Here is a 12,741-nt window from a genome sequence, read left to right as displayed (position 1 = left end):
CCTCCTCTGCTGCTACCTGGGGGCGCGTCACGCTCCTCTTCTCCCCACCTGCTTGGGGGAACGTCGGCGGTCATCAACGTGGGCACGGCGATGCTGGGCGCGCTCATCGGCGCGGGGGGCTACGGGCAGCCCATCTTCACCGGCATCCGGTTGGATGACACCGCGCTCATCCTCCAGGGGGCTGTGCCTGCCGCTGGGCTCGCGCTGCTGGTGAGCGGGGTGTTCGGGCTCGTGTAACGGGCGGTGGTGCCGCGAGGGCTGCGGCGGTAGCCTCCCGCGCGCCATGCTCAAGGAAGTGAAGTTCACCGACTGGAAGAGCTTCGAGTCCACCTCGCTCTTCATCGATCCGCTGACCGTGGTCATCGGGCTCAACGCGAGCGGGAAGTCCAACGCGCTCGATGCCCTGGAGTTCCTCCAGCGGACCGCGCGGGGAATGGACTTCGCCACGGCGCTGGGGGGAGACCAGAAGGTGGCTCAGGTCCGAGGCGGAGCGGAGTGGGCGGCTCGCATCGGGACCAAGCAGTTCACGCTGGAGGTCCTCGTCGAAGGGCCCGAGGCGGGAACGGAGTACCACTACGGACTGACCCTCGATACATCTGAAGTGCATTGCGTGTTGCTGAATGAATTTCTTCATCTTCGGAGGCTGGACGACGTGGGCGCCATCCAGACCTCAGAGATGCTCTTCGTGACGAGGTATCGGGAGAATTTGACGAGCGAAGGCGAAGGCCCGGTGATGCTGCGTCTTCAAATCGACGGCGAGAAGAGAAGTACTGGTACGCATGTTAGGCGTTCGAGTTCCGTGCTCAGCCAACTCTTCTTGACCAGTTTAGTAAATGAGCATTCGGAATTCGGACAGGCAATCCGGACCGTCGTTAACGCCCTACAAAATGTTTTCATCCTCGACCCCGCACCCTCCCGGATGCGCTCCTACGTTCCTCTCGCGGAGAACCTGCTGAGCGATGGGTCCAATGTTGCGGGAGTGCTGGCCGCGTTGGGAGACGCGGAGCGCGAGCAGGTGCGGCGCTCATTCGAGCAGTACCTCTCCCAACTGGCTGAGCGGGATGCGCTCCACGTCTGGGCGGAGCCCATCGGCAAGTTCAAGAAGGACGCGATGCTCTACTGCCGCGAGAGCTGGGTGGCGGGTCAGGCGCCCCTGGAGATCGACGCGCGGAGCATGTCCGATGGCACCTTGCGCTTCGTCGCGATCCTGACCGCGCTGATGATCCGGCCGCGCGGCAGCCTCCTGGTCATCGAGGAAGTGGACAACGGTCTCCATCCATCGCGCGCCAGGCTCCTCCTCGAGATGTTGAAGAAGGTGGCGGCGGAGCGGGGCCTGGATGTGCTCGTCACCACGCACAACGTCGCGCTGCTGGATGCACTGGGCGCGGACTTGTTGCCCTTTGTGCTCGCGGTTCATCGCGATCCCAAGACGGGCGCCAGTCTGCTCACGCCCGTCCAGGATCTGCGCGAATTGCCACGGTTGCTGGCGGTTGCGCCGTTGGGCCGGACGGCCGCGCAGGGATTGCTGGAGCAGAGCCTGGCTCGGGAATCGGAGGAACCCAGGTCATGAGCCAGACGGTGCTTGTCATCGACACCTCCATTCTGTGTGTCTGGCTCGCCATTCCACACCTCGATACGTGTGGACCCGACGATGACCGCTGGGACAAGCCCCGGGTCGATGCGCTCATCCAAGAGCATCTGACGGAGGGCGCCACGCTCGTATTGCCCCTGGCGAGCATCATCGAGACGGGCAATCACATCGCGCAGAATCCGGGCGACCGGTTTGTCCTGGCACAGCGGCTCTGCGACCTCCTGCGCAAGGCGGTGGATGGCACGGCGCCCTATGCGGCCTTCTCCGAGCAGTCCGTCCTCTGGGAGCGCGAGCACATGCAGGGGCTCACCGGGGGATGGCCGCCCCTCGCGGCTCGCTCCATTTCGCTGGCGGACGCGACCATCCGGGACGTGGCTCACTTCTACGCGCGCAGGGGCCTCGATGTCCGGATGCTCACGGGAGATCTGGGCCTCCAGGCGCTCTCGCCCCCGGCGGCGCCCCCGGCACTCGTTCCGCGTCGCAACAGGAGTCGGCTCTGAGTTCGCGCCTATAGGCGCTTGAGCGTCGTGGCTTTCAGCGGCCCTGGAGCCCTGCGTCCGCGATGGCGCGGGCCTTCTCGTTCGCGTTCTTCGTCCGGGTGTTCACGGTGCCGTCGTTGGACTCGAAACCCTTGAGCCCCTTGACCACGAGGTACTCCGCGAGCCGGTCGCCCGGAAGGTGTTCCTTCTCGTTGAGGGTGTAGCAGGTGATGCGCTGGATCACCGCGAAGGGTTTGCCCTCTGTCAGCCGCCATTCCAGCTTGTCGCCGTATCGAGCGCGTATAGCGTCTAGGCAGGAGGGAGGCCACGTGGAGGGGGAGGGCTGGTGCAGAGGGGCCGAGGAGGGCCGCTACCGGCCTCCGCCTCGTCAGCGCCACGCTCGATCCGAGCGTGGTCGGCCTCTACACCGTGCCCTGACCCGAGCGCGAGTGACCTACACGGGACTAATGGCAGTCCGTCGGGCAGTAATAATTGTTCTCCACACTCTGGTCACAGTAGCCATCGCCACACTGGATCGTTGCAAAGCAGAGGTTGAGAAAGGAATAGCACTGCTGAAGGCTGTAGTCCCGAATCCAGTCCTCCGGCTCCTCGTTTGCCCGCTCGACGCAGTAATTGTACTCCTCGTAGCAGGCACTAAAATCACCCGGCTCGGCCCCGGCCGACGCTGCCCACAGTGCCGCCACGGCGAGGGTGGAAATCACGAGCCGCGAACCCGTCTTCTTCACCATTGCAATGAACCTTTCGCTCCCTGTTAGTCAGGAAGAGCGGGGAATCCTACCACGAGCCTCCTGCTTGCCCAATCAATTCGGAGGCTTCCGGCGTCTCGCCCGAGACCCTTCCCTCCAGAGAAGGTGTCGGAGAAGGTGTATTGGAGAAGGTGTCCTCCGGAGAAGGTGTCAGACGATTCGTGTGCGCCAGGCAAAGCTTGGGTGAGGAGGAAGCGATGTAGGAGCGGAAACTTCACGAAGGGACCCTGCGGGTTCAAACCCCGCCCGGCAAAGGAGGCCACCAGCCGGAAGCGAGTCTTGCGTGGTGCCGGGGCAACCCGGGCTGCGAAGCGTAGACAGCGAGTATGTGGGCCGCGTGATTGAGCCTCGAAAGATCTGAATCGTCGCGAGAGCCGACGCCGTACGAGTAGCGGAAGGCCGCAGCCCAGGGCCGAAACAGGCCAGGTCCTGGGGTCTCGCCGGGGTCTGAGAGCGGGGCACGCAGACAAGAGGGTCCTCCAGGAACCTGGGAGGTGCTGACGACTCCACGTCGAAGTGGCCGGAGGGCAACCGGAAGAAAGCCCAGGCCCGAGGGAGATGGGCGCCCGACTCCCGCGGGAGCGAAGGACGGGTGGCGGTGGTAGCGCGCTGGCGAAGGAAACGAAGCCGGGCGTGAAGGTCGTCAGGAAGTCGGAGTGCCTCGTAGTACCGCTGAAGCAGGGGAACGCACCCGGGCGGACCCTGTGGAGGGAAGGGGGCACCGGAACATGGAACCGAGGGAGGGAAAGATGGCGGGGACACCGAGCCCTACAACCGTCTCAACGAAACTCCAACGGATAGCGACGCTGGCGAGCAGCTCATCCAGCGCAGGGTGCGAGAAGGGGTGTCACCGACTCGCAGCGAAACCATGAGCCGAGGAGCCGGATGCGGGAATTCTGCACGTCCGGATCTGTGGGGGGCCGGGGTGGGCAACTGCCCCGGTCTACCCGACAGGGCGCGTGGGAGCGGGTCTCCCCGTGGGTTTCAGGACACACCTGTGCACGTGTCCGTGGGTTCCTCCAGCCACGCGGTGCGTCCGGGCGACCACGTCCTCGTGCCCCCCTCTCGGTACGCGCCACGGCCCGCTCCTCTAGCCTTGTCTGCTCGCCTGCCCGGCACTCGCCGTGCATTGCCCCTCCTTCCGAGAGGGCACTCATGAACGAGCAGCATCAGAACGAGACGCAGCAGCAGGAGCAGCGCAAGCACGGCGAGGAGAAGCGGGGCGAGTTCCTCCGGAAGATGAGCTCCCTGGCCGGTGAGGCGACGCGCGGGATGGTGAGCCGGGTCCGGTGGCTCATCTATGCCGAGCGCGGGCGCCGGGTGATGGCCGGGCTGGCGGTGACGGGGATGGTGGCGGGCGTGGTGGCCGCCCAGCCCGTGTGCATGATCGAGCCGGGCGAGGTGGGCATCCGGGTCAACCGGTTCACCGGCAAGGTCGCCGAGCTGCGCGAGGGCTGGGCCGTCCTGGTGCCGCGAGTCCACCGGCTGAGCCGCTACAGCCTGAAGGACCAGAGCTACCAGCCCACCCGGAGCACCCGCGCCACGGATCCGGCCCCCTTCCAGTCCGTCGAGGGCCTGTCCATCGGCGTCGAGGTCACCATCCGCTACGTGCTCGACCCGGAGCGGATCCCCGCCCTGGCCGCGCGGCTTCCCGAGGACATCGGCCGGGACCTCGTCGAGCCGGTCATCGACGGCGTGCTCCGCCGCCACTTCGCCCAGCACACGGTCCGGGAGATCTTCTCGACCCATCGGGTGAAGATCCAGCAGGACGTCTCCGCCGAACTCTCGCCCCTGCTGGCCGCCGATGGCGTCATCGTCCGCTCGGTCACGCTGGGCAACGTGGACCTGCCCCAGCAGTACCGTACCGGCATGGAGGCGCTGCTCGCCGAGGAGCTGAACGCGGAGAAGATGCGCTACACGCTCGAGCTCAAGGACAAGCAGGTGAAGCAGTCCGCGCTCGAGGCCGAGGCCGACAAGGTCCGGCGCGAGAAGGCCGCCGAGGCCGCCGGCAACGAGGAGATCATCGCCGCCAAGGCGAAGGCGGAGGCCATGCGCCACGTCCTGCCCTTCAAGGAGAAGGAGATCGAACAGCGGCGCCTGGAGGCCGAAGCCGCCAAGGTCTCCCGCCTCACCCAGGCCAGCGCCGAGGCCGAGGCCCACCGCATCGAGGCCGCCGGCGAGGCGGATGCCCGGCGCAAGCTCGCCGAGGCCGATGCCTACCGCGTGGATGTCACCGGCAAGGCCTCCTCCGAGCAGCTCGCTCGCGACGCCGAGCTGATCAGCCGCAACCCGCTGCTCATCCAGAAGACGCTCGCGGACAAGCTGTCCGACAAGATTCAAGTCATCATCGCTCCGCCCCAGGCGGGCGGGTTCATCGCCGGCAACCTGTTGGGACAGCCCCAGGAGGCCCGGTACGCGGGCGGCTCGTCGAAGGGCGCGTCCCTGGCTCAATCCGCGGTCTCCGAGAACACGGACTCCGACACCACCGGCTCCGAGGAGTAGGAACATGCTCGCCACGCTCGTCGCCATCGCCCTCGTGGTGCAGGACCAGGCGCCCCTGCGCGCCGCGTCGCAGGACTCCGCTCCCCGCCAGGCCACCCTCTGGCAGGGCGAGTGGCTGGAGGTCCGAGGAGAAAGGCAGGGGTTCATCCAGGTCTACGACCACCGCCGCGAGCGCCCCGGCTATGTGCGCGAGCATCAGGTGCGCGTCATCCACCTCGACGAGGCGAGCGTGCCCCGGCTCCAGGCGGTGGTGGAGTTCCTCCGGGACACGCCGGGCGCGGAGGCGCTGGGCATCGGCTACGCGGCGGCGCTCTTGCGCGCGGCACCGGCCTCCCAGGTGGGGCCGGAGCTCTTCGACGCACTGGGCACGCTGGCGGACCGGCTCGCCCGCCGGGCCACCTCCCATAGGAACAATGACACGTCCCTGGCGGCGCACCTCGACGTGGTGGCCAGCTATGGGGTGAAGCTCGTCAGCTTCGAGCGCGAGGGCCGCACCCGCGTCTGCTATGACGGCGAGGCGTTCCGCCGGGTGCTGGCGCTCGGTGGAAGCCCCGAGATGCGGCTCCGGGCGGCGCTCGCGCTGACGCGGCCCGAGTGCATCGACCCGGCGATGAACCCGCTGGAGCGGCAGGCGCTCGACGAGTGGCGGAGCACGGTGCTGGAGCAGGTGGACGCGGGCCGGCTGCCGGCGTACCTGGCCAACCGGCTCCACTTGCGCCGTGCCGAGGTCCTCGCGGCCCTGGCCTACCAACTCTCCCGCCGGGGCGAGGCGCAGCGGGGCGCGAAGGCCAGCGAGCGCGCGGTGGCATCGCTGGCGAGCGTCCTCAAGGCGGAGCTGGCCGAGGAGGACAAGTCCGCCCATGTGGCCGCCGCGGTGCGGGTGGGCGCCTCGCGCTTCGCGTCCGTGCCTGCCTCGGAGCAGCCAGGGGCCGGGCCGGTGCTCGCGCTCTCCAAGGGACAGCCGGGGGAGACGTGCCTGCGCCTGGCGGACGCGAAGGCTCCAGGGTCCGCCCTCTTCGAGCGCTGCACCTACGGGCTGGTATGGCCGGGCTCGGTGCGGCGGTCCGCCCAGGGCTCGGCGGTGGCGGTGGCGGTGCAACTGCTGGAGGGGTGGACCGAGCTGTGGGTCTTCCACCAGGAAGGGGAGGGATGGGTGCTGGATGCACTGGCGCCCGCGGCGACCGAGCCCAGCCTGGGCTACGTGGAGCTGGCGGGCTTCTCCCCGGATGGCTCGCGCGTGCTGGTGGCCCGCGAGGCCCTGGTGGAGGGTCGCATCAAATCCTCCTTCCAGGTGCTCAAGCGGGACACCTTGCTGCCGGAGAAGAGCGCCGACAGCCCGGGGGCCCTGGGCGCCTTCCAGCGTTGGAGCTCCGCCGACTGGCGCGGCGGCACCGTGGCCATACGATGAGCCCGAAAGGGCCGCCGCCGTGCTCCAGGGAGGGGAGAGCATTTCGCCCCGAAGCACCGTGCTGTTGGCCTCTCTGTAAATCACGGAGGAGTCTGTTTGATGTCACGTCTGTCGAAGATCGGTTGGGGCTTGCTGCTGGTAGGAGGGATACTCGTGCCATCGGGCGAGTCCCTGGCGCAGTCCTTCTGTACGCAGTGTCTGAGCATCCGCATCGGACGCCCGATGGTGTCCCGGGGCCCCGCGGGCGACGAGCTGGACAGTCCCTACAACGAAATCAAGCTGACCAGCGGCCAGCGGCGGGGTTTCAGCTCGAATGCGTCCTCGTACGCCGTGGACGGCACGGACCCCTGGTCCACGGGCGGCGCGCGGAGACGGGTGCTGTCCCCGGGATCCACCGGCGCGTACAACGAGTGTGGCCAGTGGATGAACGACACCGAGAAGGTGGCCAGCGGCGTGCATGGCTTCATCCACGCCGAGCGCTCCTGCGACTACGGCGTGGGGCAGACGCACAAGTCCATGGCCTACGCATGGTCCACGGACGAGGGGCTCTCCTGGTCGGTGCGGGGGCAGATCATCACCGGCATGGATGCGCCGGCCGCCGGCAGCATCACCGGCGAGGGGGATTGCACCTTCGTCGATGGCAAGGACGGCTACTTCTACGCGTACTGCCTTCGCGCCAGGGATTGGCGGACCATCGTGGCGCGCGCTCCGGTCTCCAACCCGGGGCCCGGCAACTGGTTCAAGTACTTCAATGGGGTCTGGAGCCAGCCGGGGCTCGGGGGAGATGCCACGTCGCTCGGCTCGCTCGGCGTGACGGCGGGGCGCTGGACGGCCAATGGGGACTTCCTGCTGCTGGTTTCTGACAAGTGGTTCGGCGGGCTGAAGCTGTCCTTTTCGCGGGACAAGGTGAACTTCACCACCGTGGGCGAGCCGCTCGTCCCGCTGGATGACGAGAACTGGAACCGGCCCGCCCCCACGGAGCTCATCGCCTATCCGAGCGTCATGAACTACGACGACGTGAGCAATCAGTTGGGCAGCACCTTCCTGCTCACCCACGTCTATGTCCAACCGGGGGAGGGTTTCGACAAGCGCTACCTGGTGTTCCGCGATGTGTCGACGAGCGTGTCCCCGTCGCCCGTGACACCGCAGGTGGGGATTGCCCTGTCCCGCTGGTACAACGCCTCGGCCAAGGACCGCTGGACGACCACGGCCCCGGTGGTCGGCAATTTCAGCACGTATGCGTATGACAAGCACCTGGGCTATGTGATGACGAAGCCCCACCCGACGCTGCCCTCCAACAAGCTGGAGGACTGCGTCAGCCAATGGCCCGGCCACCCGGACCATCTGCTCACCAATGACGGCACGTGCACGTCCGGTGGGTACACGCGACTGCGTACCGCCGGGTGGCTGTACCGCGACTCTCAGCCCGGCACGCTGCCGGTGTACCGCTGCTACAACGCGACGGACCAGTACCACTTCGCGTCCAACCAAGCCGATTGTGAGGGCTTGGGCGGCGCCGAGTGGTTGCTGGGGTACGCGCTGGCGCAGTGAGCGCGGGCGCCGACGGCCCCGGCGGAGGGCTACGTCCTGGGCAGGAGGATCAGATCCTCCTCCTGCTCCAGGCGATACACGCCGTCTTCGCCCCGGCAGCGCTCGGCGTGCACGCGAATCCTCGCATCGAGCGCGCGCACCTCGTCCTCGCTCAGGGCGGCGAGCTGCTCCGCCGTGAAGCAGCCCTCGAGCACGAAGAAGCGGCAGAGTGTGTACATCTCCTCGAAGGTCCTCGCCACGAACCCGCTCATCGTCGGGAGTACCTCGTGCGGCAGACGCTTGTGTTGCATGGTGGTGAGCAACTGCTCGCCAAACAGCATCGTCTCCGAGAAGTCGCGACACAGCTCGTAGGTGGGCCCCCGGGCAGCGGCCATGACGATCACGCAGGAGCCTCCGGGGCGCACGAACGAGAGCAGTCTGTCGATGAACGCTCCCCATTCGGAGAGCGGCACGTGGTAGAGCACGTGCGAGCACACGACGAGCTCATATCGTTCGGGCGAGTGGTAGTGCTCCAGGGGCTCGAGAAGGATTTTCGCCTTCTCGAGCTTGAATCCGGCGATCTGGTTCTGATTGGGCTCGAGCAAGGTGAGCGAGCTGAAGTGTGGTGCGAGTCGTTCGGCCACCTTGCCCGATCCCGCGCCGACATCCAGCAGCGTGGGCTGCTTCGGTAGCCGGGGGAGGATTCGTTCCTCGACGACCTGCTGGATGTTTTCGGGGTGCCGGGCGGAGGCCGCGAGCAAGCGGAACGCCGTGGCGTACTCTTGCGGAGACATCGTGATTCCCATGGCAGGCTCCTTCTGTTCGGGGCCAGGCCCCAGGCGCTGGCCCGTCTCGGCCAGCCCACGTCGGCGCACAGTATAGGAGAGGGAAGCTCAGCCGGGCCGGGCACGACTTGATACCGTTCGCGAATGACCAGCCCCCCACCGCGAACAACGGAGCCGGACGAGCGACGGGAGCGCGCCGGACCCGCGGTGGATCCGGGAGCGCCGACGGTATCGGAGTGGGTGGAGCAGCGCGCGCGGGCCGGGGGCGAAGCGGGGCTGAGCTGGCTGGCCGGGCTCGGAGCCGTGGTCACGAGTCTGTGCGGGGAGTGGGAACTCACCCTGGGACGTCCACTGAGCGGGGGCAGCGAGGCCTTCCTCTCCGAGGCACGAACGGCCGATGGGCAGGAGGTCGTGCTGAAGATTGGACTGCCCGGCTCGACAGCGGGCGGGACGGAGGCGAGCGTGCTGAAAGCCGCCGGAGGGCGAGGCTACGCGCGGCTGCTCCGTCACGATGAAGAACGACGGGCGATGCTGCTGGAGCGGCTGGGCCCCGCGCTGGGTGGGCTCGGATGGCCGATGCGCCGCCAGGTGGAAGCGCTGTGCGACACCTTGCGAGTCGCATGGATGCCAATGCCGGGCGGGATGCGCCTCATGAACGGAGCCGAAAAGGCGGAGAGCCTGGCGCGGTTCATCGAGGAGACGTGGCGGAGCCTGGGAGGCCCGTGCGACCGGCGGACGGTGGAGACGGCGCTGCGGTACATCGAGCGCCGGGCCGCGAGCTTCTCCTCGAGCCGGGCGCTCCTCGCGCATGGGGATCCCCACGAGGGGAACCTGCTGCTGGCGAGGGAGGAGGCCGGACCGGAGTTCAAGTTCGTGGATCCGGACGGGCTGCACATCGAGCCGGCCTATGACCTGGGCGTGGTGCTGCGAGGCTGGAACGAGGATCTCCGGGGAAGCGGAGCCCGAGCGCTCGCACGGGAACGAAGCCGGTTGCTGGCGGAGCGCACCGGGGTGGAGGAGCAGCCCATCTGGGAATGGAGCATCATCGAGAGGCTCTCGACGGGGCTGCACCTGGAGCAACTCGGTATCCGGGAGCTGGCGCGTGAATACCTGGGCACGGCTGACGCGCTCTCGGGCTCGGAGTCGCCGTAGGAGTACGGGGGTGACTGGCGCTCACGCCGCCACGGCCTCGGTGATGCTGAGCGCGGCCGGCGTGTGGATGACGCGCGTGAGCCGCAGCCCCGCCTGGGCGAAGAGCTTCCTGAACTCCTCCTCCGTGCGCTCGCGCCCCGGCAGGGACATCATCATCAAGACGTCCAAAAGCTTGCCGTCATGCGGCGTGTTCCCCGGGGGAATGACGGCGTCCACGACCAGGATGCGCCCGTGCGCCGGCATGGCCTTTCGGCAATTGCGAAGGATGCGGACGCAGACCTCGTCGCTCCAGTCGTGGAGGATGCGCTTGAGGAGATACGCGTCCGCGCCCGCGGGCACCGACTCGAAGAAGTCCCCCTCCGCGAGCTCGCAGCGGTCCGCCAGGCCCGCCTGGGTGGGCCGGGCCTCGGCGAGGACGTGGCGATGATCGTAGAGCACGCCGCGTACCTGGGGATTGGCCTTGAGCACTTCGATGATGAAGCCGCCATGTCCTCCCCCCACGTCCACCACGCGTTGCATCGCCGTGAAGTCGTAGCTCCTGGCGATGGGGCCATTCTCCAGGTCGGAGAGGCAGGACATGCCGTGGTGGAAGCGGGCCCCTTCCTTGGCGTCACGCTCGAGGTAGTCGAAGAAGGGCGCGCCGAAGATGCGGTCGAAGGGGTCCTTCCCCGTGCGCACCGTCTGCGAGAGTTCCCCGGCGGGCGCCCAGAAGGTGCGCTGCGTGAGCATCAGCACGGCGCTGCGCAGAGAGCCCGGTGCGTTCGTGCGGAGGTAATTGGCGGCGGGCGTGAGCGAGAAGTGCCCGGAGTCATCCTCGGAGAACACCTCCGCGCTCGCCAGCAGGCGGAGGAGTCGGTACAGCGATTGAGGATCGGCCCCCAACTCCTTCGCGAGTGACGCGGCGCTCCGAGGGCCTTGCTCCAGCAGGTCGGCCACGCCCAGTTCCGCCGCGGCGCACAGTGCGGCGGAGTAGATGAAGCCAAAGCTCAGGTCGACAATTCGCTGCGAGGGGTTCTCTGTGAGCGGATTCATGCCTCGCATTCTTGGGCCAGGGCCCAAGAACAGGTCAATAGAAACACATACCCGCCGTGAATGTCACACGCTCGGGCTCGTGGGGCTCGTCGTCGTGATGGTCTTGGTGCTGCTCGAGGGACGCCTCGACTCCGATGCTCCACTGGAGTCATGCCGACTCGGAGTCGGGCGCCACCTCGAGGCTGACGACGTGGAGGGCTGGCGTTACTTCTGGCCCCCGAGCCACGTGCCCCACCGCACGAGGCGCGTGCCGCCCTCGGACTCGCGCTTGCCACCGGCGGCCACGCGCTCGGTGCCGCTGGCGAGCGGCTGGAAGCGCGCCTCATAGGGCAGACCCGCGAGCGCCGGAGCCCACGGCTCGGCCGCGTAGGTCTCCGAGAAGACGCGCTGGGTGCCCTCGACGTTCTCGGTGCGCTGCTCGATGAGGGCGGGCACGCCGCGGCCCTCCACGGTGAAGGTGCCACGGGTGCCGGACGCGGCGGCGGCGGGAGGCCAGTCCCCCGAGGACAGCGCCTCCCAGGGCAGGTTGATCAGCAGCTCCTCGAGGGGCTCCGGCTCGGCCTGGGAGAAGTCGGAGCAGGGAGCGGCCTGGGGGTCGATGGGGCCCTCGGTGCGCAGGAGGTAGCCACGCTCGGCGGCGAAGCACACGCGCTGCACGCTGGGCGAGGGGCCCACGTCCACGCTCCGCTCGTAGTACGCGCCCGGGCCCAGGGGCCGCTCCAGCGCGGGCACGGGGGCGTTGGCATCCGCCGAGCCCTCGCGCAACTCACGCAGGGTGAGCTGGAAGCCGCCCGAGGCGCCGAAGCCGGAGAGCGTGGTGTTCGCGTCGAGCAGGCCGTGCGTCAGGTAGAGCGGGCCCGGAGTGTTGGCGTACACGCGCGTGCGCAGGGGGCCGTCCACGGGGCGCTGATCGCTGACGTAGCGCGTGGCCTCCCAGGTGCGGCCCGCGCTGGAGGGCTTCTCGGCGGTGGCCTCGCCCGCGTGGGGCACGTCGAGCGTGCGCGTCGTGTCCGCGCGCACGGGGATCAGGAGTTCCTGCGCCAGCCGCGGGTGGGACAGGGGCTTGCCGGCCTCGTCGGTGAAGGCCAGACGCACCCAGACCCAGGGCTGCTGCACGGCCACCACCTCCAGCGTCAGCTGACCGCCGAGGGTGCGCGCGGTGCCGCCGCCGCGAGGCTCGGAGCCGTGGGTCGCGGAGAAGGAGTAGGTGACGCGGTCGCCCACGCGGGAGCGTTTCCAGGCTTCAGCGGCCTGCATGGCGGGCTCCTGGGTCTGGGGGTCGGAAGGGGAAGGGCTGCTCGACTTCGTGGTCTCGCAGCCCGGGAGGAAGGACAGGGCCGCGCCCAGCAGCGCGGCGAGGGGGAGGTTGGAGTGGCGCATGTTCATGGGGGACTTGATACACCGGGAGCGTATTCACGCCCATTCCAGAGACTCAGAGCGCATCCGGTTCAACATCGAACCCTGGAGCGTGCGAGGGGTGGTAAGGGCCGACTGT

Annotated in this window: 11 protein-coding genes and 1 pseudogene; 7 read left to right on the top strand and 5 right to left on the bottom strand. The window is 68.2% G+C overall.

Annotation, left to right across the window (positions count from 1 at the left end; genetic code table 11):
- Positions 1-57 precede the first annotated feature (57 nt).
- From D187_RS52795 to D187_RS30935, 3 genes and pseudogenes are all read left to right on the top strand, one after another.
- Positions 58-237, top strand: a pseudogene (locus D187_RS52795) (glycine betaine ABC transporter substrate-binding protein); the annotation flags it as partial.
- Between the two features lie 46 nt (positions 238-283).
- Positions 284-1,570, top strand: coding sequence for an AAA family ATPase (locus tag D187_RS30940; RefSeq protein WP_002631589.1), 1,287 nt, complete (start codon positions 284-286; stop codon positions 1,568-1,570).
- Complete coding sequence (locus D187_RS30935; protein ID WP_002631588.1) at positions 1,567-2,091, top strand: hypothetical protein; 525 nt, start codon at positions 1,567-1,569, stop codon at positions 2,089-2,091. Before D187_RS30940 ends, D187_RS30935 begins: the two co-directional genes overlap by 4 nt.
- Before the next feature lie 34 nt (positions 2,092-2,125).
- On the opposite strand, the gene D187_RS30930 is transcribed toward D187_RS30935, so the two are convergent.
- Positions 2,126-2,314: a hypothetical protein gene (locus D187_RS30930; protein ID WP_002631587.1), complete on the bottom strand. Its 189-nt coding sequence runs from the start codon at positions 2,312-2,314 to the stop codon at positions 2,126-2,128.
- Positions 2,315-2,534: 220 nt separating this feature from the next.
- Positions 2,535-2,819 (bottom strand): hypothetical protein, encoded by a 285-nt coding sequence (locus tag D187_RS30925; protein ID WP_002631586.1) that lies wholly within the window; start codon positions 2,817-2,819, stop codon positions 2,535-2,537.
- 1,173 nt (positions 2,820-3,992) lie between these two features.
- Here D187_RS30925 and D187_RS30920 point away from each other — a divergent pair.
- The 3 genes from D187_RS30920 (at position 3,993) to D187_RS30910 (ending at position 8,298) form a co-directional block, all read left to right on the top strand.
- Complete coding sequence (locus tag D187_RS30920; RefSeq protein ID WP_002629920.1) at positions 3,993-5,339, top strand: prohibitin family protein; 1,347 nt, start codon at positions 3,993-3,995, stop codon at positions 5,337-5,339.
- 4 nt (positions 5,340-5,343) lie between these two features.
- Entirely contained in the window at positions 5,344-6,747 is a 1,404-nt protein-coding gene (locus tag D187_RS30915) for a hypothetical protein (RefSeq protein ID WP_002629921.1), read from the top strand.
- A gap of 99 nt (positions 6,748-6,846) precedes the next feature.
- On the top strand, positions 6,847-8,298 hold the full coding sequence (locus tag D187_RS30910; RefSeq protein ID WP_043432182.1) for a hypothetical protein: 1,452 nt from the start codon (positions 6,847-6,849) through the stop codon (positions 8,296-8,298).
- A gap of 29 nt (positions 8,299-8,327) precedes the next feature.
- Here the strand turns inward: D187_RS30910 and D187_RS30905 are convergent, their stop codons facing one another.
- On the bottom strand, positions 8,328-9,083 hold the full coding sequence (locus tag D187_RS30905) for a class I SAM-dependent methyltransferase (protein WP_002629923.1): 756 nt from the start codon (positions 9,081-9,083) through the stop codon (positions 8,328-8,330).
- 123 nt (positions 9,084-9,206) lie between these two features.
- Between D187_RS30905 and D187_RS30900 the strand changes: the two genes are divergently transcribed.
- Positions 9,207-10,214: an aminoglycoside phosphotransferase family protein gene (locus D187_RS30900; RefSeq protein WP_081713923.1), complete on the top strand. Its 1,008-nt coding sequence runs from the start codon at positions 9,207-9,209 to the stop codon at positions 10,212-10,214.
- Positions 10,215-10,235: 21 nt separating this feature from the next.
- Here the strand turns inward: D187_RS30900 and D187_RS30895 are convergent, their stop codons facing one another.
- Entirely contained in the window at positions 10,236-11,246 is a 1,011-nt protein-coding gene (locus D187_RS30895; RefSeq protein ID WP_002629925.1) for a methyltransferase, read from the bottom strand.
- Between the two features lie 204 nt (positions 11,247-11,450).
- Complete coding sequence (locus tag D187_RS30890) at positions 11,451-12,632, bottom strand: DUF6068 family protein (RefSeq protein ID WP_002629926.1); 1,182 nt, start codon at positions 12,630-12,632, stop codon at positions 11,451-11,453.
- Positions 12,633-12,741: the final 109 nt, after the last annotated feature.

The organism is Cystobacter fuscus DSM 2262, assembly GCF_000335475.2.
Taxonomy (GTDB): domain Bacteria; phylum Myxococcota; class Myxococcia; order Myxococcales; family Myxococcaceae; genus Cystobacter; species Cystobacter fuscus.
Note: the sequence above shows the minus strand (reverse complement) of the source record. Positions and strands in the feature narration are given on the sequence as shown.

Bases quoted from the DNA above. Each gene is read 5' to 3' on its own strand.
- D187_RS30940 (WP_002631589.1), top strand. From the start codon at position 284: ATGCTCAAGGAAGTGAAGTTCACCGACTGGAAGAGCTTCGAGTCCACC.
- D187_RS30905 (WP_002629923.1), bottom strand. From the start codon at position 9,083: ATGGGAATCACGATGTCTCCGCAAGAGTACGCCACGGCGTTCCGCTTG.
- D187_RS30890 (WP_002629926.1), bottom strand. From the start codon at position 12,632: ATGAACATGCGCCACTCCAACCTCCCCCTCGCCGCGCTGCTGGGCGCG.
- D187_RS30920 (WP_002629920.1), top strand. From the start codon at position 3,993: ATGAACGAGCAGCATCAGAACGAGACGCAGCAGCAGGAGCAGCGCAAG.
- D187_RS30915 (WP_002629921.1), top strand. From the start codon at position 5,344: ATGCTCGCCACGCTCGTCGCCATCGCCCTCGTGGTGCAGGACCAGGCG.
- D187_RS30935 (WP_002631588.1), top strand. From the start codon at position 1,567: ATGAGCCAGACGGTGCTTGTCATCGACACCTCCATTCTGTGTGTCTGG.
- D187_RS30925 (WP_002631586.1), bottom strand. From the start codon at position 2,819: ATGGTGAAGAAGACGGGTTCGCGGCTCGTGATTTCCACCCTCGCCGTG.
- D187_RS30900 (WP_081713923.1), top strand. From the start codon at position 9,207: ATGACCAGCCCCCCACCGCGAACAACGGAGCCGGACGAGCGACGGGAG.
- D187_RS30910 (WP_043432182.1), top strand. From the start codon at position 6,847: ATGTCACGTCTGTCGAAGATCGGTTGGGGCTTGCTGCTGGTAGGAGGG.
- D187_RS30895 (WP_002629925.1), bottom strand. From the start codon at position 11,246: ATGAATCCGCTCACAGAGAACCCCTCGCAGCGAATTGTCGACCTGAGC.